This is a genomic window from Bacteroidota bacterium (assembly GCA_038746285.1).
Taxonomy (GTDB): Bacteria; Bacteroidota; Rhodothermia; order Rhodothermales; family JANQRZ01; genus JANQRZ01.
This window is the reverse complement of record JBCDKT010000018.1, coordinates 38158-60533: the sequence shown is the minus strand read 5'-3', so window position 1 is coordinate 60533 and position 22376 is coordinate 38158. Positions and strand designations below refer to the sequence as shown.

General features: G+C 68.8%; 9 protein-coding genes and 1 pseudogene. 8 read left to right on the top strand and 2 right to left on the bottom strand.

Going from position 1 to position 22376, the window contains the following annotated elements; genetic code table 11:
• Positions 1 to 82 precede the first annotated feature (82 nt).
• Positions 83 to 3904: pseudogene (gene rpoB, locus AAGI91_07895) on the top strand (DNA-directed RNA polymerase subunit beta).
• 77 nt (positions 3905 to 3981) lie between these two features.
• On the top strand, positions 3982 to 8277 hold the full coding sequence (gene rpoC, locus AAGI91_07890; GenBank protein MEM1042537.1) for a DNA-directed RNA polymerase subunit beta': 4296 nt from the start codon (positions 3982 to 3984) through the stop codon (positions 8275 to 8277).
• Positions 8278 to 8355: 78 nt separating this feature from the next.
• Here rpoC and AAGI91_07885 read toward each other — a convergent pair whose 3' ends face one another.
• Together AAGI91_07885 and AAGI91_07880 are read right to left on the bottom strand one after the other, a co-directional pair.
• Entirely contained in the window at positions 8356 to 9198 is an 843-nt protein-coding gene (locus AAGI91_07885; GenBank protein MEM1042536.1) for an LCCL domain-containing protein, read from the bottom strand.
• Positions 9199 to 9442: 244 nt separating this feature from the next.
• On the bottom strand, positions 9443 to 12406 hold the full coding sequence (locus tag AAGI91_07880; GenBank protein MEM1042535.1) for a T9SS type A sorting domain-containing protein: 2964 nt from the start codon (positions 12404 to 12406) through the stop codon (positions 9443 to 9445).
• A 223-nt stretch (positions 12407 to 12629) separates the two neighbouring features.
• On the opposite strand from AAGI91_07880, the gene AAGI91_07875 reads away from it, so the two are divergent.
• From AAGI91_07875 to AAGI91_07850, 6 genes are all read left to right on the top strand, one after another.
• Positions 12630 to 14099 (top strand): glycosyltransferase family 2 protein, encoded by a 1470-nt coding sequence (locus tag AAGI91_07875; protein MEM1042534.1) that lies wholly within the window; start codon positions 12630 to 12632, stop codon positions 14097 to 14099.
• A 3-nt stretch (positions 14100 to 14102) separates the two neighbouring features.
• Positions 14103 to 14849, top strand: a complete 747-nt coding sequence (locus AAGI91_07870) for a hypothetical protein (protein ID MEM1042533.1) — start codon at positions 14103 to 14105, stop codon at positions 14847 to 14849.
• 298 nt (positions 14850 to 15147) lie between these two features.
• On the top strand, positions 15148 to 16434 hold the full coding sequence (wecB, locus tag AAGI91_07865; GenBank protein MEM1042532.1) for a UDP-N-acetylglucosamine 2-epimerase (non-hydrolyzing): 1287 nt from the start codon (positions 15148 to 15150) through the stop codon (positions 16432 to 16434).
• Positions 16435 to 16511: 77 nt separating this feature from the next.
• Positions 16512 to 17216, top strand: coding sequence for a YaiO family outer membrane beta-barrel protein (locus AAGI91_07860; protein MEM1042531.1), 705 nt, complete (start codon positions 16512 to 16514; stop codon positions 17214 to 17216).
• 2 nt (positions 17217 to 17218) lie between these two features.
• Positions 17219 to 18061: a hypothetical protein gene (locus AAGI91_07855; protein ID MEM1042530.1), complete on the top strand. Its 843-nt coding sequence runs from the start codon at positions 17219 to 17221 to the stop codon at positions 18059 to 18061.
• A gap of 28 nt (positions 18062 to 18089) precedes the next feature.
• Complete coding sequence (locus tag AAGI91_07850; GenBank protein ID MEM1042529.1) at positions 18090 to 22250, top strand: SdrD B-like domain-containing protein; 4161 nt, start codon at positions 18090 to 18092, stop codon at positions 22248 to 22250.
• The last annotated feature ends 126 nt before the right edge of the window (positions 22251 to 22376 follow it).

Here is a 22376-nt window from a genome sequence, read left to right as displayed (position 1 = left end):
GCACACGTTGAGCAAAAACAAGAAGGTCCAACAGAACGGAACCACTACCGCCACGACACGCTCACGCAAAGACCTGCCCGCGATGGACACCGGGCGCCTCACCTTCGCCGACATCCAGCCCGTGCTGGAATACCCCGACTTCCTCGGGGTGCAGCTTCAGAGCTTCGCGGACTTCGCGCAGGCCGACGTGGCGCCGGAGGAGCGTGACCCCGCCAAGGGGTTGCAGGGAGTCTTTCTCGAGCACTTCCCGATCACCGACAGCCGCGAGCGCTACACGCTTGAGTTCCTCCACTACGAACTCGACGCGCCGAAGCACTCGGTCGAGGAGTGCATCGCGCAGGGCCTCAGCTTCGCCGTGCCGCTCAAGGCCAAGCTCCGGCTCTCGGCGAAGGAAGACGAGGATGAGGACGAGCCGTAAGAGGCTGTCCAGCAGGACGTTTACCTCGGCAACCTGCCGTTCATGACGGAGCAGGGCACGTTCGTCATCAACGGGGCCGAGCGCGTCGTGGTGAGCCAGCTCCACCGCTCGCCGGGCGTGTTCTTCGGGCAGAACGTCCACCCGAACGGGACGGAGCTCTACCAGGCCCGCGTGATCCCGTTTCGCGGCTCGTGGATCGAGTTCTCGACCGACGTTTCAAACGTGATGTGGGCCTACATCGACCGGAAGAAGAAGCTGCCGGTCACGACGCTCCTCCGCGCGCTCGGCTACTCGTCGAACCAGGAGGTCATCGGCCTCTTCGACCTCGCCGACACGGTCGCGACGACCAACAAGAAGACCTTCAAGTCGAAGGCGGTCGGGCGCGTCCTCGCCGCGAGCGTAACCGTCGAGCGGATCGAGGAGATCGTAGACGAGGACACGGGCGAGGTGCTCGACGAGCGCCGCGAGCGCGAGGTGCTCCTCCCGGCCGAGCACGAGATCGAAGAGGACGATTACGGGACGCTCAAGGAGGCCGGCATCGAGCAGGTCTTCGTCCGCAAGGAGAGCGACGAGGACGGCGGCGAGACCGACAAGACCACGCTTCTCAACACGCTCAAGAAGGACCCGACGCACAGTGAGGAGGAGGCGCTCGACTACCTCTACATCCAGCTCCGCGGCTCCGAGCCGCCGGACACCGAGACCGCCCGCGGCGTCCTCGACCGGCTGTTCTTCTCCGAGAAGCGCTACGACCTCGGCGACGTCGGCCGCTACCGGATCAACACGCGCCTCGCGCTCCCGAAGGACCGGGACGACGTGACGCTGACGCGCGACGACATCATCGCGATCGTCAAGGAGCTCATCCTCCTCCAGAACGGCAAGAGCCACGTCGACGACATCGACCACCTCGGCAACCGCCGCGTGCGGACCGTCGGGGAGCAGCTCCAGAGCCAGTTCTCGCTCGGCCTCGCGCGCATGGCGCGGACGATCAAGGAGCGCATGAATCTCCGCGACGCCGACAAGTTCACCCCGCAGGACCTCGTCAACGCGCGGACGGTCTCGTCGGTCATCAACACGTTCTTCGGGACGAACCAGCTCTCGCAGTTCATGGACCAGACCAACCCGCTCGCCGAGCTGACGCACAAGCGTCGGATGTCGGCGCTCGGTCCGGGCGGCCTGACACGCGAACGCGCTGGGTTCGAGGTCCGCGACGTGCACTACACGCACTACGGGCGCCTCTGCCCGATCGAGACGCCGGAAGGCCCTAACATTGGGCTCATCTCGTCGCTCTGCACCCACGGCGTCATCAACGACTTCGGGTTTATCGAGACCCCGTACCGCGTCGTCAAGAAGGGTAAGGTCACCGACAAGATCGAGTACCTCTCGGCCGAAGACGAGGACCGCGTCATCATCGCCCAGGCGAACGCGCCGATCGACGACAAGGGCAACTTCGAGAACGAGTTCGTCCGGTGCCGCCAGCGCGGCGACTTCCCGCTGATGCGGCCGGAGGAGATCCAGTACATGGACATCGCGCCGAACCAGATCATCTCGCCCGCGGCGAGCATGATCCCGTTCCTGGAGCACGACGACGCCAACCGCGCCCTGATGGGGTCGAACATGCAGCGCCAGGCAGTGCCGCTGCTTCGGCCCGAGTCGCCGATCGTCGGGACGGGCCTCGAGGGCCGCGCCGCGCGCGACAGCCGTGCGCTCGTTGTCGCCGAGGCGAACGGCGTGGTCGAGCAGGTCGACGCCAACCGGATCGTCGTGCGCTACGACGAGGCCAAGGGCGACGCCAAGCTCGCGTTCGAGGAGCCGGTTCGGGTCTACGACCTCGTCAAGTTCCGCCGGACCAACCAGGACACCTCGATCAACCAGAAGCCGCTCGTCGAGGCCGGGCAGCGCGTCAAGAAGGGCGAGGTCCTCGCCGACGGCTGCTCGACCCAGAACGGCGAGCTCGCCCTCGGCAAGAACGTCCTCGTAGCGTTTATGCCGTGGAAGGGCTACAACTTCGAGGACGCCATCGTCATCTCGGAGCGCGTCGTCACCGACGACGTGTTCACGAGCGTCCACATCGAGGAGTTCGAGCACCAGGTCCGCGACACCAAGCGCGGCGAGGAGGAGCTCACGCGCGAGATCCCCAACGTCTCCGAGGAGGCCACCAAGGACCTCGACGAGCGCGGCATCGTCCGCATCGGGGCCGAGGTCGGGCCGGGCGACATCATCGTCGGTAAGATCACGCCGAAGGGCGAGACCGACCCGACGCCGGAGGAGAAGCTGCTCCGCGCCATCTTCGGTGACAAGGCGGGCGACGTGAAGGACGCCAGCCTCAAGGCCAAGCCGGGCATGCAGGGCGTCGTGATCGACACCCAGCTCTTCAGCCGCCGCAAGGCCGACCCGGCGACCAAGAAGGCCGAGGAGATGCGCCTCGAGCAGATCGAGAACCAGCTCGCCCGCGACGTGGACGAGCTCAACGAGGCGTTCTACGAGCGCTTCTTCGAGCTCAGCCACAACGAGACCTCGGGCGGGGTCGAACTCCGTGACGGGACCGTCGTGATCTCCGAGGGCGGCAAGGTCACCAAGAAGTCGTTCGAGACGGTCTCGCCGGCCGAGATGAAGATCCGGCAGGCGTTCACCAAGAACACGAAGAAGGACAAGCAGATCGCCCGCCTGCTCGCCAACTACCAACGCCGCCACGCCGACGTGACCGGCGCGGCCCGCCGCGAGCAGTACCGGATCCAGATGGGCGACGAGCTCCCGCCGGGGATCGTCCAGCTCGCGAAGGTTTACATCGCCAAGAAGCGCAAGCTCCAGGTCGGCGACAAGATGGCCGGGCGCCACGGCAACAAGGGTGTCGTCGCCAAGATCGTCCCGGTCGAGGACATGCCGTTCCTGGAGGACGGAACGCCGGTCGACATCTGCCTCAACCCTCTGGGGGTTCCCTCTCGGATGAACCTCGGGCAGATCTTCGAGACGCTCCTCGGCTGGGCTGGCGACAAGCTCGGCGTGAAGTACGCCACGCCGGCCTTCGACGGGGCGACGATGGAAGACATCGCCGCCGAACTCGAAGCGGCCGGGCTGCCGGCCGACGGGCGCGCCCAGCTCTACGACGGACGCACGGGCGATCCGTTCGACCAGCTCACCACGGTCGGGCAGATCTACATGCTCAAGCTCTCGCACCTCGTCGAGGACAAAATCCACGCCCGGTCGATCGGGCCGTACTCGCTCATCACCCAGCAGCCGCTGGGCGGGAAGGCGCAGTTCGGCGGCCAGCGCTTCGGCGAGATGGAGGTCTGGGCCCTCTACGCCTACGGGGCCTCGGCCGTCCTCCGTGAACTGCTCACCGTCAAGAGCGACGACGTGCAGGGCCGCTCGAAGACCTACGAAGCCATCGTCAAGGGCGACACGCTGCCCGAGCCGGGCATCCCGGAGAGCTTCAACGTCCTCGTCCGCGAGCTTCAGGGCCTCGGCCTAGAGGTGAAGCTGGATTAGTCGTTCATGCCAACCGTAGGGGCGACCGGCCGGTCGCCTCTACACCCGGTATCATCTTTTAGCACGCGATACACATTATGGCATACGGAACCACGCAGGTCCCCACCCGCAAAGGCGTCTCCTCGATCACCGTCAGCCTGTCCTCGCCCGAGTCGATCCTCGAGCGGAGCCACGGCGAGGTGCTCAAGCCGGAGACGATCAACTACCGCTCGTTCAAGCCGGAGAAGGACGGTCTCTTCTGCGAGAAGATCTTCGGCCCGGTCAAGGACTGGGAGTGCCACTGCGGCAAGTACAAGGGCATCCGCTACAAGGGCATCATCTGCGACCGCTGCGGCGTCGAGGTGACCCAGAAGAAGGTCCGCCGCGAGCGGATGGGCCACATCACGCTCTCCGTGCCAGTGGTCCACATCTGGTACTTCAAGAGCGTCCCGAACAAGATCGGGCACCTCCTGGGGATGAAGTCGAAGGACCTCGACAAGGTGGTCTACTACGAGTCCTACGTCGTCATCCAGCCGGGCGGCGGGGCGGCGCTCGGGATCGAAGAGGGGCAGCTTCTCTCCGAGGACGAGTACTACGACGTCCTCTACCAGATCCGCGAGGACAACAACCGCCTCCCGGACGACGACCCCGAGAAGTTCATCGCCATGATCGGCGGCGAGGCCGTCGAGGAGCTCCTCAAGCGGCAGAACCTGCCGCGCCTCTCGCGCGAGCTCCGCTTCCAGGCCAAGACCGAGACGAGCCAGGCCCGCAAGGCCGACGCGCTCAAGCGCCTCGCCGTCGTGGAGAACTTCCGCGAGTCGCACAAGAAGATGGAGAACCGGCCTGAGTGGATGGTGATGAAGGTCGTCCCCGTCATCCCGCCGGAGCTGCGCCCGCTCGTCCCGCTCGAAGGCGGTCGCTTCGCAACGTCCGACCTTAACGACCTCTACCGCCGCGTCATCATCCGCAACAACCGCCTCAAGCGGCTGATGGACATCAAGGCCCCCGAGGTCATCCTCCGCAACGAGAAGCGGATGCTCCAGGAGGCGGTCGACTCGCTCTTCGATAACAGCCGGAAGGCCAACGCCGTCCGCTCGGACTCGAACCGCGCGCTCAAGAGCCTGAGCGACATGCTCAAGGGCAAGCAGGGCCGGTTCCGCCAGAACCTCCTCGGCAAGCGCGTCGACTACTCCGGCCGCTCGGTGATCGTCGTCGGGCCCGAGCTCGCGCTCCACGAGTGCGGCCTCCCGAAGGAGATGGCCGTCGAGCTCTTCAAGCCGTTCATCATCCGCAAGCTGATCGAGCGCGGCATCGTCAAGACGGTCAAGTCGGCCAAGAAGGTCGTCGACCGCCGGACGGCCGACGTGTTCGACATCCTGGAGAAGGTGATCGAGGGGCACCCGGTGATGCTCAACCGCGCGCCGACGCTCCACCGCCTCGGCATCCAGGCCTTCCAGCCGGTGCTGATCGAGGGCAAGGCGATCCGCCTGCACCCGCTCGTCACGACGGCCTTCAACGCCGACTTCGACGGCGACCAGATGGCCGTCCACGTCCCGCTCAGCCAGGACGCGATCCTGGAGGCGCAGCTGCTGATGCTGTCGTCCCACAACATCATGTCCCCGGCGCACGGCGGCCCGGTCGCGGTCCCGAGCCAGGACATGGTGCTCGGGATGTACTACCTCACCAAGAGCCGCCCCGGCCAGCAGGGCGAGGGCATGCGCTTCCTCTCGGTCGACGAGGTCCGCCAGGCCTACGACCAGGGCCAGGTCGCGCTCCACGCCCGCGTCCAGCTCCGCGACCCCGACGGCTCGGGCGAGATGCTCGAGACGACCGTCGGCAAGGCGCTCTTCAACGACATCGTCCCCGAGGGCGTCGGCTACATCAACGAGGTGCTGACCAAGAAGAACCTCCGCGGCATCATCGCCCGCGTCTTCAAGGCCGCCGGCTTCTCCGGGACGGCCCGGTTCCTCGACGAGGTCAAGAACCTCGGCTTCCTGCAGGCCATGCTCGGCGGGCTGAGCTTCTCGCTCTCCGACATCGTCGTGCCCGACGCCAAGCGCGAGCTGATCGACAAGGCCGAGGCCGAGGTCGCCGACGTGCGCGGGCAGTACGAGATGGGCTTCATCACCGACAACGAGCGCTACAACCAGGTGATCGACGTCTGGACGCGGACCAACAACCGCGTCTCGGACGTGCTCTTCAACGCGCTCAAGGAGGACCGCGAGGGCTTCAACGCCATCTACATGATGGCCGACTCCGGCGCGCGCGGCTCGAAGGAGCAGATCCGCCAGCTCGGCGGGATGCGCGGCCTGATGGCGAAGCCGCAGAAGTCGCTCTCCGGCTCGGCCGGCGAGATCATCGAGAACCCGATCCTCTCCAACTTCAAGGAGGGCCTCTCGGTGCTCGAGTACTTCATCTCGACCCACGGCGCGCGCAAGGGCCTCGCCGACACGGCGCTCAAGACGGCCGACGCCGGCTACCTCACGCGCCGCCTCGTCGACGTGAGCCAGGACATGACCGTCACCGAGTACGACTGCGGGACGATCCGCGGCATCAAGATCGCCGCGCTCAAAGACAACGAGGACGTGGTCGAGCCGCTCGCCGACCGCATCCTCGGCCGCGTCGCCATCACCGAGGTGGTCGACCCGCTCTCGGGCGAAGTGATCGTCGAAGCCAACGAGATGATCACCGAGGCCGTCGCCGAGGCGATTGCCCAGACCTCGATCGAGACCGTCGAGATCCGGTCGGTGCTGACGTGTGAGGCGCGGCGCGGCGTGTGCGCGCTCTGCTACGGGCGCAACCTCGCCAACGGCCGCCTCGTCGAGCCGGGCGAAGCCATTGGCGTCATCGCGGCGCAGTCGATTGGCGAGCCGGGGACGCAGCTTACGCTTCGGACCTTCCACATCGGCGGCACGGCCAGCCGCATCTCGGCCGAGAGCACGATCCAGTCCAAGTTCGCGGGCAAGGTCGCCTTCGAGAACCTCCGCACCGTCAACTACGACGACGGCGAGGAGGCCCGGGTGACCGTCCTCTCGCGCCAGGGCGAGATCCGCATCCTCGACGCCGGCGACGACAACCGCCAGCTTATCTCGTACCCGATCCCGTACGGGGCCGAACTGCTCATCAAGGATGGCAAGACGATTGAGAAGGGCGACGTGCTCGCCTCGTGGGACCCGTACAACTCCGTCATCCTCTCCGAGGTCGAGGGCACGGTCGCGTTCCAGGACGTGATCGAAGGCACGACCTACCGCGAGGAGTCGGACGAGCAGACGGGCTACAAGGAGAAGGTCATCACCGAGACGCGCGAGCGCAACCTCACGCCGGCCGTCATCATCAAGCAGAAGAAGGGCAAGAAGGAGTACACGATGCCTGTCCGCGCCCGCCTCCAGATCGACGAGGGCGATGCGGTGCAGGCCGGGCAGGTCGTGGCGAAGATCCCGCGCCAGAGCGCCAAGACGCGCGACATCACGGGCGGTCTCCCGCGCGTGATCGAGCTCTTCGAGGCGCGCCAGCCGACCGACCCGGCCGTCGTCTCCGAGATCGACGGCGTGGTGAGCTTCGGCGGCCGGAAGCGCGGCTCCCAAGAGGTCATCGTGACGAGCCGCGACGGGGCGACCGAGAAGACGTACCTCGTCTCGCTCTCGAAGCACCTGCTCGTCCACGAGAACGACTTCGTCCGCGCGGGCGAGGCGCTCTCCGACGGCCAGATCTCGCCGCAAGACATCCTCGCCATCCAGGGCCCGACGGCGGTGCAGGAGTACCTCACCAACGAGGTCCAGGAGGTCTACCGCCTCCAGGGCGTGACGATCAACGACAAGCACATCGAGGCGATTGTCCGGCAGATGATGCAGAAGGTCCGCATCACCGACCCGGGCGACACGACGTTCCTCGAAGGCGACCTCGTGGACCGCTTCGCCCTCGAGCAGGCCAACGACGAGCTCTACGACCAGTTCGTGGTGACGCTGCCGGGCGATACCGACATGGAGATCGGCTCGGTGATCTCGCGCCGCCAGCTTCGGGAGACCAACTCCGAGATGAAGCGCCAGGACAAGGCCCCGGTCGAGGTCCGCTCGACCGAGCCGGCCGTCGCCGAGAGCGTGCTGCTCGGGATCACCCAGGCTGCGCTTGCGACGGACTCGTTCATCTCCGCCGCCTCGTTCCAGGAGACGACGAAGGTGCTCACCGACGCCGCGATCGGCGCGAAGTCGGACGACCTCTACGGGCTGAAGGAGAACGTGATCGTCGGGCAGCTCGTCCCGGCGGGCACCGGCCTCCGGCGCTACCGCGACCTCGTGGTCGGCTCGAAGCGCGAGCTCGAAGCGCTCCAGGCCGCCGTCAGCGGGGCCGCCGGCCCGATGTCGGGCGACGGCAGCAGCGCCGCCGTCGAGGTCTAGCCTCGCGGCTTGACACAGCAAAGCCCCGACCGTCTGCTTGGCGGTCGGGGCTTTCTTGCTTATCGCTGGCTGAGGTGCCTACGGGAAGAGGAAGCTCCCCGACCACTGGCCCCAGTTGCTGGAGGTGACGCCGTTGCGCTCCGAGCCGGTGTAGGACTCGGCCCCGGGGCGAATCTCGATGACGACGCTGCCTCCGGCCTGCGTGATCTCGCCCGCGTGGACCGCCGCCGTGCAGATCGACGAGTCGTCGGTGTAGAGGTCGGTCCCCCAGACGGTGCGAAGGGTGCCGTTTGCTGGGCAGTCGAAGCGGTAGCGGGCGCCGTTGTTGCCGCGCAGCGAGACGGCGTTCTCGGTCCACGACAGCTCGCCGCCGTCGGTCTCGCCGCCGCTGCTGTCTTCGCCGCCGGCGTCCACGTTGCCCGGGGCGTTGCCGCTGAGCGAGACGGTCGTCGTGATGATGTTGCTGACGAGGCCGTCGCTGTTGTAGACGCAGTAGGCCACGTCGAACGAGCCGTCGCCGAGCGACGCGGGGATCTGGAAGGCGAGGCTCGCGGTGCCGCTCGCGGCGGCGTCGCCGCTGAAGGGCACGTTGAAGTAGTCGTCGGCCCCGACGACGGCGAGGTAGTAGCCTGCGAGCGCGCTGCCGTCGGCGTAGGCGAAGTTCAGCGTGAGCCGGCCGCCGGGCTGGATCGACACGGCGCTGGCCCCGGCGCTCACGTCGGGGGCTTCGTCGGCGCTGGACGGGGCCGGCGGGCTGCCCTCGGCGCGCTCGCCGCCCACGAGGTTGAGGAGGGAACTGACGGCGCTCGCGTTGCCGGGGTCGACGGACTGCGGCCCGTCGTCAGGGTCGCCGGAGTCGCACGCGGCGAGCAGCGGCAGCACCAGGCAGAGGGTCAGGATGCGGAAGGTCGTGGATAGCATATCGGGTTCGGGTTGAGGAGCGCCGCCGGAGGTCGCGTCGGGACCGCTCCAGACGAGGTTTCGTAAGGACGGGCCCAGTATCGCCCGACAAGTAGGCCGCTCACAATCGCCGGGAAAGGGGAAATGCAGGCGTGCAGAGCCGGAGGCCTACCCGGAAACGGGTAGACGCGGGCTGAGGTGAAACGGACAGAGGGGCCAGGACCCATCCTCGTCCTGACCCCTCCGCGGCCCACCTCGGGTCGGGCTAGCGTAGCAGGGTGATGCGCTGCGTGAGCGCCGCCGCGCCGTCGGCGGCGCGGACGACGTAGACGCCCGCCGGGAGCGCTTCGCCCCGGAGGCGGAGCGTGTGCTCCCCGGCGGCGAGCGGCCCGTCGTGAAGCAGTGCCACGCGGCGCCCGAGCGTGTCGAAGACCTCGACCCGGACCTCGCGTGTAGCGGGTACGCCCAGGCCGAGCGAGACCGCGCCACGCGACGGGTTGGGATAGGCCGCGTGGAGGGCGAAGACCTCGGGAAGCGAACCCCCGGCTTCAGCGCTCACCACGTCGGAGGCAGACTCCGCCCGGCGCACGCCTGCCACCGATACGCCCTCGTTCTCGCCGTCTGTCCACGCACCGAAGAGTTGGCCGAGCGAGACCGGCCGCGCCAGGCTGCCGTCGCCCGCCTCTTTCTCGAAAGTGAACGCGTCGGGGAGCGGGCTGGCCTCGGGGCACAGCGCCGTCCCTTCGAGCACGACCTCGTAGGCTCCGGCCGGTGCGAGCCCCGGAACGGTCTCGGTAAACGGGATCGGTCCAATCGTCTGGCCTGCCGGTATGCGGAGCGTGAGCGGGCCCTGGAGCGGCCCGAACGGAGCGCCGCCGGGGAGCAGAGCGACGATCCGCGCCTCGAACGTCTGCGCCTCGGCCGAGGTGTTGGTCAGCATGGCCTCGTAGGCGAGCGGGCCGCCGCCGGACGGGATCACGACCGGAGGGGCCGCCGCCGGTTCGAGGGCCAGTGTCACCGGAAGGCGACCGAGCGGTGGGGCGTCCCACCGCACGTCGGCTCCGCCGGCCTGCGTGTAGTTGGTGCCCTCCGTCGCCGTCGCCGGGTCCGGGGCGACGATGAAGAGGCGGAGGGGAGACAGGTTGCCCGGTGCCGTGTCCTCGGCAGCGAGGTGGAGGTTGCTCGGGGGCGTAGAAAACGTCAGGTTGTTGAACTCGATGTCCCCGCCGGGGTGGCGGACCGTCAGGCGCGGCTCGGTCGCGGAGAACCGGGGGAAGTCCGTGTTGTCGAGCCGGAGGCAGCCGCTGCTCTCGACGATGAGGCGACCGTTGGAGTCGACCACCAGCCCGTCGACGTTGACGCCCGAGACCGTGACTGGGAACTGGATGAGCAGCCCCGCATCGCCGTCGGGCGAGCGCGGCGAGGCGAGGAACGGGGTCCCGAAGAGCTGGAAGGCCGCCAGCCGGCTCGACGCCATCGTGAGCCTGCCGATGACGGCGACGTTGCCGGCCGTGGCGCTGACCGAGCGCATGCTCAGCGTGCCGGTACCCTCGATAAGGAGGTCGCGGAAGTAGTTCTGACCCGGCCCGGTGCCGGCGTTGTCCATGATCGTCTGGAGCGACCTGCCAGCCCCGGTCAGGTAGCGGACGAGCGTACCCGAGGGGCGGAAGATGCCGGCGAAGCGCGAGCCGCTGCCGGAGATCTGCAACTCGCCGCCGATGAAGCGCCCGGTGTGGTCGCCCACCGTCGAGACGGTGTTGACCGCGACGAGGCCAGCCCCGATGCCCAGCCCCGACGACGGGCTTGTGCTTTCGGTCGTGAGCCGGCCTGGCACGGTGAGGGTGCCCCCTCCGACGAGGATCTGGCCGCCGTCGCTGATTTCGAGGTCGCCGCTGGGCAGAGCGTAGCTCTGCCCCGGCCCGAGTACGCGGGTCCCGAGGAAGTAGGTGGCCCCGGTGGTTGAGTACGAACCGGTGAGCGCCGGCAACTGCGTGGTAAAGTAGAGCTGGAAGCCGCTGGCCCCGCCAGCTCCCGAGAGCGAGCCGGTGAACCAGGCGTTGCCCGGCAGCGCGCTGATCGAGCGCATGGTGAGGCTAGCCCCAGCCTCGACGACGACGTTCTCGAAGAAGCTGCGCCCCGGCGTGATGCCCGGATCGTCGACGATGACCTGGGAGGTGCCGACGACGCGGACGAGCGTGCCCGACGGCCGGAAGACGCCCGATACGCGCGACGTGAGCCCGCCGGTCAGCCGGAGTTCACCGCCGACGTAGTTGGCCGAGGCGTCCCCGTTGAGCACAAGCGCCCGGGTCTCGACCTCGCCGCCGGCTATGACCAGGCCCTGGCCCTCGGCATTGGTATAGGTCGTGAGGCTGCCCGGCACGGTGAGTGTGCCGCCGCCGGCGACGCGGATGCGCCCACCGAGGCCATCGCTGGACGACGTGTTGCCGATCTCGAGGTTGCCGCCCGGGAAAGTGTAGCTCTCGCTGGTGCCGATCGTGCGGGTGCCGTAGAAATAGGTCGCTCCGGTGGTGGAATAGCTGCCCGTCAGGGTCGGAAGCTGTGTGGTGAAGTAGAGCTGGAAGCCGCTGGCCCCGCCGGCCCCCGAGAGCGAGCCGGTGAACCAGGCGTTGCCCGGCAGCGCGCTGATCGAGCGCATGGTGAGGCTAGCCCCAGCCTCGACGACGACGTTCTCGAAGAAGCTGCGCCCCGGCGTGATCCCTGGGTCGTCGACGATGACTCGGTGGGCGCTAGTGATGCGGACGAGGGTGCCGGCCGGTCGGAAGACGCCCGAAATGCGCGACCGGAACCCAGATAGCTGAAGCTCGCCCCCGGTGAAGCGCCCGGCGTGATCGCCGCTGAGTGTGAGCGGGGCTGCCGTCACGATGCCGCCTGTCAGCCTGAGGCCGGTGTTGCCGCCGCTGTTCCGCGTCTCGAGAGTCGAGACTACGTCGAGGATACCCCCGCTCACTGTTACACGACCGCCGCTGCTGTTGTCGTTGACGTCGAGGTTGAGGGCGGTGACGGTGCACGGTTCGGTGCCGTCCACGAGGGGGTAGACGACTGCGCCGCCGCGCACGAAGGCGTTGGTCGAGGCTGTCGGGACGCCGGCATCCCAGTTGGCAGCGTCGCACCAAGCGGCGGTGCCGGCGGCACCGGTCCAGGTGGTCTGGGCGTAGGCTACCGAAGTGCCCAGCAGGAAGAACGTGAGTAGGATCGCAGAGAAACGCATAGCGTGAAGGGGTCAGATCGTAGGGATCGGGAAGGACTCCTAAGTACCGCCTGCAACGCGCCCTGCCGCAATCCCCGGTTCAGGGTATTTGCCCGGCTGCCTGCGCCTCCGGCTCGGCTCTGGGCCCCCGTCGCCGCTCGCAGCCTGCGACCATACAGGAGGATGGCAGGAAGATTGAAGGGTGCCGGAGCGCCCGGCGTCGCCGCTCACTCTACCTCTTGCTTTGCTTCCTTTCCGCCTCGGCCAACCGGCTCGCACGGCGCAGTCTGCAACTGCGCTGGGCGTCCTGGTGGTGGTCCTCTCGGCCACAGCACTGGCCGATCCCTCCGGTTCCGGCTCGGTGGCCGAGGCGTGGGCTGGGCCGTGGGAGGTCACTCAGGCAGCGGACGTGCCGGCGGTGCGAGCGGAGAGCGGGTGGGTTCGGGCACTTATCTACACCCTCTACGGCGTCATCTTCCTCATTCTCCTCTACACGCTCCGCCACTACGCCTTCACCTTCAACCGGATGTTCGGGCGGCAGCGTCATCCCTACGCCGCGCTCGACACACTCGCCTGGCCGGCCGTGACGGTGCTCATTCCCGCTCACAACGAGGAGGCCGTGATCGCCGACAGCATCGGCAACCTGCTCAAGGTGGACTACCCCGCCGACCGGATCACAGTCATCCCGGTCAACGACCGCTCGCAGGACCGGACGCGCGCCGTGATCGACGCATGCGTGGCCGAGCACCCGGGGCGGATCAGGCCCTTCCACCGGACCGGTGGGAAACCCGGTAAAGCGGCCGCGCTCAACGATGCCTACGGCCTCGTCGACACCGACATCGTGCTGATCTTCGACGCGGACTACCTCCCCGGCCGCGACCTCATCAAGACGCTCGTCGCACCGTTCTTCGACCCTGAGATCGGGGCGGTGATGGGCCGCGTCGTGCCGGTCAACACCGACGCCAACCTGATGACGCGGCTGCTGGACCTGGAGCGGACCGGCGGCTACCAGGTCGACCAGCAGGCGCGGATGAACCTCGGCCTCGTGCCGCAGTACGGCGGCACCTGCGGCGGCGTCCGCCGCAGCGTGGTCGACGCCGTCGGCGGCTGGCGCGACGACACGCTCACCGAGGACACCGACATCACCTGCAAGGTGCTCGCGGCCGGGTGGAAAGTGGCTTACGTCAACCGCGCCGAGTGCTACGAGGAGTCGCCCGAGACGTGGTCGGTGCGGACGAAGCAGATCCGGCGCTGGGCGCGCGGTCACACCGACGCGGCGATCCGCTACGCCGGGACCGTCCTCGGCAGCGCCCACCTGGGCCTGCGGGGCCGCCTGGATGGGTTGCTCCTGCTGGGCGTCTACGCGATGGGGCCGGTGCTGCTCCTCGGGTGGCTGCTGGCGGTGACGCTGTTCTATCTTGGCCTCCACCCGCTCAACGGTGTCATCGCCTTGCTGGCCGTCGCCTCGTACAACACGCTCGGCAACTTCGCCGCCTTCTTCGAGATTGCCTCCGGGGCGCGGCTCGACGGGGGGCGGCAGCGCATCCGGCTGCTTCCGCTCAACCTCCTCGGCTTCCTCGTCAGCCTCGTCGCCACCTCCCGCGCCGTCATCGAAGAGACCGTTGACCAGATCAGGCCCGGCAAGCGCCGGCTCGTGTGGGACAAGACCAAACGCTTCCGTTCGGACACGCCCGACCTCCCGGGCAGCGGATGACCGATGCTGTGGCTCGTCGTCATCGCGGTGCTGGTCTGGATCGCACTCCCCTTCGTGCCCGCCGTGCTGGAAGTGTACCGCCGCCGAGACGCGGCTCCGCTTGCGCTCTCGAACCGCTACCGGGAAGACCTCCGCTTGCGCGAGGACGTCGCCGAGGACGAAGTGACCGTGCCGGCTGGAGAGGCGGTCACCGGTACGGCGTCGGCGGGACGCGTGCTGCGGATCGGCGTCGGCTGCTCGTTCGAGCGGCTGTGCGCGCCGGCCGTCCGGTTCGGCGAGGCGGTAGCAGGCGGGGAGGCAGTCGCGGCGGCGCGTCTCCCCTTCGAGCCGCCGCCGCACGCGGACGAGGCCGCCGGCCGGTTCCTGGTGCGCGGCGACCTCACGGTGCCGGCGCGCACGCTCGTCGAGGCCGACCTCGTGGTCACGGGCGCGCTGCGGCTGGAAGCCGCCGCCGTGCTGCGAGGCAGCGCCAAGAGCCACGGGCCGATGAACCTCGGGCCCGAGGTAGAGGTGCAGGGCAGCCTGTTCAGCAAGCGCGACCTGTACGTCGGAGCCGGGAGCCGGATCGCGGGCGTGGCGGCGGCCGACGGGGACCTGGTGCTCGCCCAGGGCAGCGTCGTCGGCACGCCGGAGACCGGAACGACAGCGACCGGGCGTCGGGTGTACGCCTCGGCCGGATCGTGCGTCCACGGCACCGTCTGGGCGCTCGAAGCCGGACGTGTGACGGCGGCCCAGAGACGGCACGTTTAGTCGGAGGCCTATGCCCCGCGCGGTGCCCCGCTCGTTCCGTCTGGTAACCTCGCCGGTAGAAAGGTTGTGCCGCAGGGCACGCTAGGATGCAAAGAGGGCCTGGGAGGGCACAGGGTGCGACGCCTACGCCGGAGGCTCTACTTATTCCATCGAGCAGAAATTGTCATTCGTCGAAACAAGATTGCATTTCGTCGAAAAGACTGAATAGGGGTGGTTTATGGAACGTCCCGGCGGGTCGGCGGGGCACGGCGCGTGCACACGGAGCGCGAAACGCGGACCTCTACCAACACTCCCTTCCATGCCTGCCAACACCGTACTGCTCTGCATGGGCACTCGCCCAGAGATCATCAAGATGGCCCCCGTGTACCACGCGCTCAAGGCCAGCTCGCTTCGCCCCGTCGTGCTCCACACCGGTCAGCACAGCGACATGGCCTGGCCGCTCTACGACTTCTTCGAGATGACGCCCGACCTGGCGCTCGACCTGGCGCGGGAGCGCCCGACGCTCGGCCACCTCTCTGCCCGCCTGCTCGACACGCTCGACGAGGTCATGGTCGAGTCTGAGGCCGTTGCCATGCTGGTGCACGGCGACACGTCCTCGACGCTCGCCGCGGCCCTGGCGGCGTTCTACGCGGGCATCCCGGTCGGCCACGTCGAGGCCGGGCTGCGCTCGCACAACGGCCGCGACCCGTTCCCGGAGGAGAAGAACCGCGAGATCGTCGCGCGCCTCGCCCGGTGGCACTTCGCCCCGACCTCCCGCGCCGTCGGGAATCTGATGCGTGAAGGCTGCGTCCCGAAGCACGTCCACCTCGTCGGCAACACGATCGTCGACGCCGCGCAGCGCGGGCTGGAGGCGATCCTCGACGTTCCTGAGCAGCACGAGGACTCCGACGCGCTCTTCGACGACGACATGGCCGAGTGGGCCAGCCGGGGCCGCCTCGTGCTCGTGACGGCGCACCGGCGCGAGAACTGGGGCCGTCCGATCAGCGAGGTCGCCGCGGCCGTCGGCGCGCTCGCGGCGCGGCACCCGGGCATCCGGTTCCTGTGGCCGCTCCACCCGAACCCGGCCGTGCGCTCGGCCGTCGCCTTCGGCCTCCAGATGGGCGGCATGCAGACGGCCGACCGCATCCGGCTCAGCAAGCCGCTGTCGTACCCTCAGATGCTCTGGGCGCTGCGCAAGTCGTGGCTCGTCATGACGGACTCTGGCGGCATCCAGGAGGAGGCTGCCGCGCTCGACCGGCCGGTCCTCGTTCTGCGCAAGACCACCGAGCGGCCCGAACTGATCGAGGCCGGTGGCGGGGCGCTCGTCGGCACGGAGCGCTACGCCCTGGAAGCCTGGGTCAACGAACTCATCACCGACGAGGCGTTCTACGGCCGGATGCAGTGCCTCGAGAACCCGTACGGCGATGGCAAGACGGCACCGCGCATCGCCGCGATTCTGGAGCGCGACCTCGCCCGCCAGCCGATGGCCCCCAGCGGGATGCCCGGCGTCAGCGTCGTCGGCCCCCTGGACCAACGGCCGACCGAAGTCAGCGCGCCGGACGTGCCTTCGCTGCAGCCGATGCACACGGTCCCCACGGCGGCCTAGGCCGCGCGATGCGTGCCCGCTGTCTCATACCGTTTTTTGTTGCCTCCGCAGCGGCAGCGGCGTCTGCCCAGCCGGCGGTGCAGGTGGTCTCTGTGGAGGCGGCAACGGAGTACGAGTCCGTGTCGGGCGGTTTCGCCGACACGCGCGGCGTGAGCAGCCACACTATCCTGAGCGGAGGCGGCGGAACATGGCGGCTTCAGTGGAGCGCTCAGGAGCGTTTCGGGGAGGGGGGCGTGGTTTTTGGAGTGGACCACGCCCGCCTTCTCGGGCGCACATGGGTCGCCAGCGCCTCCGCCGGCTCGAGCACGGCCGGGGCGTACCACGCCCGGCTGCGCGCCAGCGCCGAACTCGGACGCAAGTGGGGCTCCCGCCAGCAGATCGTCACGACCCTCGGGATCGGCTACCACGACGCCCGCGACGTGAACCACGACGTCATCCTCCGCGCCGAGGCGGCCTACTACACCGGGCCGCTCGTGGTGCAGCTCGGCAACCGGTACACCATCAGCTCGCCGGGCGACGCGCGCGGGACCTACGTCCACGCCGCGCTCACCTACAGCCGGCCCGACGCGCGGAGTATCTCGGGCCGGATCGGCCTGGGGCGCGAAGCCTACCTGCGCGTCGAACCGCTCGCCGTCGAGGTGGCCTTTCGAAGTTGGGAGCTGGGCATGACATGGACCGAGCCGGTCCGCGGGCGCTGGCACCTCACTGCGCGCGCCACGCTCTACCACAACCCGTTCTACGACCGCGCCGGGCTCAGCCTCGGTGTGCTCCGGCGGTTCTGAGGATGCCGTTGCCCACTCGACACAGCCAGCGCACGCCGGGAAACCGCCCTGCCTACCGGGGCGGAGCGACGACGTTTCTGCACGAGCACCGCGCCTTCGCCCGCGTGCCCAACCCCGCCCGCCGTTTCGCAGAGGCTGTGCTGCTCACCCTCGTCACGACCGGCGCGTGGGTCGCCGGTCTCCCGTGGCTCGGGCGCGCGTGGGGACACGGGCTGGCAACCATCGGCGGAGGCAACCGTGTCGTGATGACGATCTACGAAGGGTGGGGGGGCTTGGCCGTCGGCGTGCCGCACCTGGTGCTGGAGACCGGGCCTCCCGGCGTGTGGTTGTGGGCGGTGACGGCGCTCGTGACGGCGCTGCTGTTCGCGCTCTCCTTCCTCATCCCGGACCGGATGACGCCGGGCATCTACGCGCTGCGCGCACTTCTGCTGATCCAAACGAGCGCCCTCGTCGCCTTCGCCCTCCGCACCGAACCCTTTCCCTACACCCTGGCCGACTACCTCCAGACGATGACGGCGACAGGCCTCGTGATCGCCACCGTGACGCCGGTCGTGCTCGGCTTCATCTGGCATGTGCAGGACGTGGCCTGGCCGAAAAAGCTCGCCCTCGCAGTGATTATGCAGGCCTACATCGCTGTCCTCATACCGCTTCAGTACGTACTGCACGGCCTCGTCCTTGAACAGGTAACGATGCTGTTCATGCCGCTTCTCTATATCCTCTTCGGCATTCCGGTCCACGTCCTCACCCTCGTCGCGCTCTACGCGTGGGGGATGAGTTGGGACGGAGAACTCGTCGCCCTCGGCGTCCCCGCCGAAGCACCTTCGGCCTCGGCGCTGCCTGCCTGACCTCTCAACCTACTCAGTTGCACTCACCATGACGGCTCTTTACGCACGGCTACGTTTCGCGCACGCAGCGCTTGCGGCGCTCCTCGTCCTCTCGGCGCACCCGCTCGCCGCGCAGACGCCCATCGAGGCCATCACGACGGTCTCCCAGGCGTTCGCGCCAGAGAGCTACACGGTGGGCGGCAAGACCGTCAACCACGGCGCGCCGGTGGCCGAAGACTTCATCCTCGACACGTTCGAGATCGGCGGGACGACCTACGCGTTCGACGCCGAGGCCGACGCCGTCGTCGTGCGCCGGTACGATCCAGCCTCGGGCGGGCCGACTGGGACGCCGTTCGGCGAGAAGCAAACGGTGTGGTACTTCGGGACCTACGACGGCTCGGTGGCGGACGTCGCGGCCAGCCGCGTCTACGATGAGGCGGGCGCGCTCGGGAGCCGTGTCATCAACCGGGGCTCGAACAACACCTTCGACAACGCGCGCGGAGCCTCGATCAGCAGCAACGTCGAGCGCGTCGACTTCCTCTTCGCTACCGGCCTGTCGACGAGCAGCGCGGCGCTCGCCGGGGCCGGCTTCCCCGTCTTCGAGCGGAGCGGGGGCAATGCGTTCGGAATCGCCGCCATCACCGCGCTCGACCGCAGCGGCGCCCCGGACGGCTACGGGCCCCTCGTCCTCGTCACGAACAATAACACGGCTGTTAGCCCGGCCTTCTCGCCGGTGTCGTTCGAGCAGGAGGACGGGGAGACCGCGCTCGAACCGACGGGCCAGAGTGGCGCGCAGGACGTCAAGGGCGTCTTCGTCAGCCTCGCGGACCTCGGCGTCGCTGCCGGGCAGACGATCTACGGCTACTCCCTGTTCGGCGAGGATACCCCGCCCTCGGCCGACCTCGTAGACTACGCCTCGTTCCCCAAGACTGAGGACGGCGGGGCCGACCTCGTCGGCGGCGGGCAGTTCTTCGTCGCCACGAACATCGTCTTTGCCCCCGACTGCTTCACCGTCGCCGACGAGGGCGGGAGCGAGGACCAACTCGTCGGGATCGACCGGGCGACGGGCGCGTCGTCGGTGATCGGGTCGGGGACAGGGGGGCAGGACATCGAGGGAATCGCGATGCAGCCCGGCGGCATGCTCTACGCCGCCGACGGCGACCGCCTCGGCGTGATCGACCGGACGACGGGGACCTTCGTGCTCGTCAACCCCGGAGCTCCGACCTTCGGCAGCGGCGACGGCGCAGCGGGTACGATCACCTTCGACGAGGTCGATGGGCTGGCCTTCGATCCGTTCACGGGCCGCCTCCTCGGCGTGCACCGCCGGGATGGGTCGCAGGAGGACCTGCTCCTCGAGATCGACCCGGCCACCGGCAAGGTGGTCGCTGACGCGTTTGGTGCCGGCGCGGACTACGTCGCGGTCGGCACGCGCTCGGCCTCACCCCGACGCAACGACATCGACGACCTCGCCGTCAGCCCGCTCGACGGCCGGATTTTCGGCGTCGCCAACGGCGGCGGGGCGGACCGCCTCGTCGAGATCGACCCGGCGACCGGCGCGGTGACCGACCTCGGCGCACTCGGCGTGCGCGACATGGAAGGTCTCAGCTTTGACGCTACCGGCACGCTCTACGGCACGACCGGCAGCACTGGCAGCGACCGGAACGCCTTCTTCACCATCGATCCTGCGACCGGCTCGGCCAGCCGCGTCGCCGGCCTGAGCGGCGGGACGGACTTTGAGGCCGTCGCCTGCCTCACCGACGGCGTCAACACCGTCTCCGGCACCACCTTTTTCGACCCCAACGCGAACGGGGTGTATGACGACGGAGACACGGCGGTCTCCGGCCTGCCGGTCGTGCTATGGCGCGACGTGGACGGCAGCGGGACGGCCGACGCCACCACCGACGTCCGCCTCGCCACGACGACCACGGCTGCGGACGGGAGCTACGGCTTCACCGTCGCGGCCGAGGGCGCGTTCGTGGTCGCGTACAGCCTCGGGCAGCGTGGCTCCGAGGCGATGACGACCGTCACGAGCTACCCTGTCTTGTTCGCTGGCTTCGGCAACGCGAGCGTCAGCAACGACTTCGGGACGACCACCTCGACCGACCTCGCGCTCTCGATGACGGTTGACGAGCCGAGCCCAAGCCGGGGCGATGCCGTCACGTTCACGCTAGTTCTCACGAACGAAGGCCTCGTCGATGCCACGGGCATCCAGGTCTCGCACCCCGTCCTCGCCCGCGCCGATACGGTCGAGATCGTCTCCGCGGTACCGGAAACGGGGACCTACAGCGGCACGCTCTGGGAGGTCCCGATGTTGCCTCCGGGCGCGTCGATCAAGCTCGCCGTCACCGTCCGGCTGCTCGTCGACCAAGTCGCGTTCACCGGGCTCGCCGAAGTCGCGGCGGTCGACCAGGTCGACGCGGACTCGACGCCGTACAACGGAGCCACGGCCGAGGACGACTACGCCTCGGCGACGGCCACGACCGGCGGGTCGTCCTCCGGCGGCGAGGGCGGGTTGGAGTCCAACGGCACGATGGCGCAGACGCTGGCGAACGTGCTCTACGGCCGCCGCGTGAGCGACGCCGCGACGCTGGAGCGGGGCGAGTCGCTCGCCCCGCCGCGCCTCGCGCCCGCCGGCACGGCCCAGCGCTCCACCGACCTCCAGTCGATCTTCCCCGCTGAGGGGCCGGCCGGGAGCATCCCCTTCGAGGTCTCGCCGGGCGACCTACTCCCCGTCACGAACGCCCGCGCTGTGCTCGCGGCGGACTACCACCGTGCGGCCGACAACCGCCGCACCGCTGTGCTCTTCGCGACGACTACGGCCCCCGGTGAGATTTACGAGCACACGAAGGTCGTCTGCGACCGCCTGCGCGGGGCGGTCCTCGAAGGCATCGAGCACGTCGACATCCTCGGGCACCCCTTCGTGCTGGCGCAGCTCCGCTACCCGAACGGCTCGGTGGACTACGCCGTCAGCTTCGTAGCCTACCCCACCGGCGCGGGCTACACCGTGGACAGCCGGTTCCTCCTGACGGACTACGCGCCCGAGGGCACGGGCGAGGACGTCGTCAACGTCCAGGCGTGGAGCGTCTCGCGGGACTACACCGTGGACCTCGTCGAGCGCGTCCTCAGCGGGCTCGGCGGCGCGGTCGTCTACCGCAACACCGAGGCGAACGCCCCGACGCTGCCGAGCGTGTTCGTGCGCCGGGCGGAGTACGCCAACGGCCGCCTGGACATCGAACTCAACAACGGAGCGGCGGCGGAGCACGTCCGGCTCGTCGGCGGGACCCTCGCCCGGGTCGAGGGCGGCGAGCGGACCGGCTTCGAGGAGAGGATCGAGCTAGCAGAGAGCGACGGGAGCGTCGTGACGGCTACGTTCGAAACCGGCCCGGTCTTCGACGTGGCGTTCTTCGTCGAGGCCGACGCAGCCGGGGCCGACTTGCTCTACCTCGCCGACGGCGCGTGGGGCTGGGCGGCCGACCCCGCCGGAGCGACAGTCGAGACGTTCGAGGTGCGGCCCGACACGCGCGGCACGGCCGGTGCCGTCGTGCGCCGCGTCGAGCGGCCGGCCCGCCTGGCGGGTACCGTCGAGACCTGGGCGACGCTCTTCCGCTACCTCCGGCCCGGCGGCGGCCCCGTCGACCTGTCCGACTACGAGTGGGTTGAGTTCACGGCCTCGGGCCAGGGCGACGTGCGGATGCTACTCGAAAAGGCAAGCATTCGGACCTCCGACCACTTCAGCAGCAGCTTCTCGCTGACAGCGGGGCAGCGCCGCATCCGCATTCCGTTCGCCGACCTCCGCCGGACGGGCGGCAGCGACGGGTTCGCGGGCGAGGACGCGGTCGTGCTGTCGTTCTTCGTTTGGGGCAACGGGAGCACCGAGGCTCCGTTCGCGCTCGACGTCTCGGACGTCGTTTTCGGCAAGGGGAGTGCGGGCGACGGGCTGCTGCCGGCGGAGCCCAGCCTGGCGTCGGCCTACCCCAACCCCTTCGCGGAGACCGTGACCCTGGCCTTCGAACTGCCCGAGGCGCAGCAGGCGCGGCTCACGGTGTATGACATGCTCGGGCGGCGCGTGGCGGTGCTGGCCTCCGGCGAGCACGAGGCCGGGTACCACGCCGTGCGGTTCGACGGGCGGCACCTCAGCGCCGGCGTGTATGTCTACCGCTTGGTACTTCCCGGCCACGTCTTCTCCCAGCGAATGACGCTGGTGCGTTAAGCCGACCCCCGATAGCGCTGATACCTGCCATGCATACCTGGCCCGGACCCATAAGCCTAAGTCTGTCGTAGGACCGGACATCGCACGCTTGGCCGCCTCTCCTGCATCAGCGCAGCCTCAGACTCC

Excerpts from the sequence above, each read along its gene's own strand:
- rpoC (MEM1042537.1), top strand. The coding sequence starts at position 3,982 with ATGGCATACGGAACCACGCAGGTCCCCACCCGCAAAGGCGTCTCCTCG.
- AAGI91_07885 (MEM1042536.1), bottom strand. The coding sequence starts at position 9,198 with ATGCTATCCACGACCTTCCGCATCCTGACCCTCTGCCTGGTGCTGCCG.
- AAGI91_07880 (MEM1042535.1), bottom strand. The coding sequence starts at position 12,406 with ATGCGTTTCTCTGCGATCCTACTCACGTTCTTCCTGCTGGGCACTTCG.
- AAGI91_07870 (MEM1042533.1), top strand. The coding sequence starts at position 14,103 with ATGCTGTGGCTCGTCGTCATCGCGGTGCTGGTCTGGATCGCACTCCCC.
- wecB (MEM1042532.1), top strand. The coding sequence starts at position 15,148 with ATGCCTGCCAACACCGTACTGCTCTGCATGGGCACTCGCCCAGAGATC.
- AAGI91_07855 (MEM1042530.1), top strand. The coding sequence starts at position 17,219 with ATGCCGTTGCCCACTCGACACAGCCAGCGCACGCCGGGAAACCGCCCT.
- AAGI91_07850 (MEM1042529.1), top strand. The coding sequence starts at position 18,090 with ATGACGGCTCTTTACGCACGGCTACGTTTCGCGCACGCAGCGCTTGCG.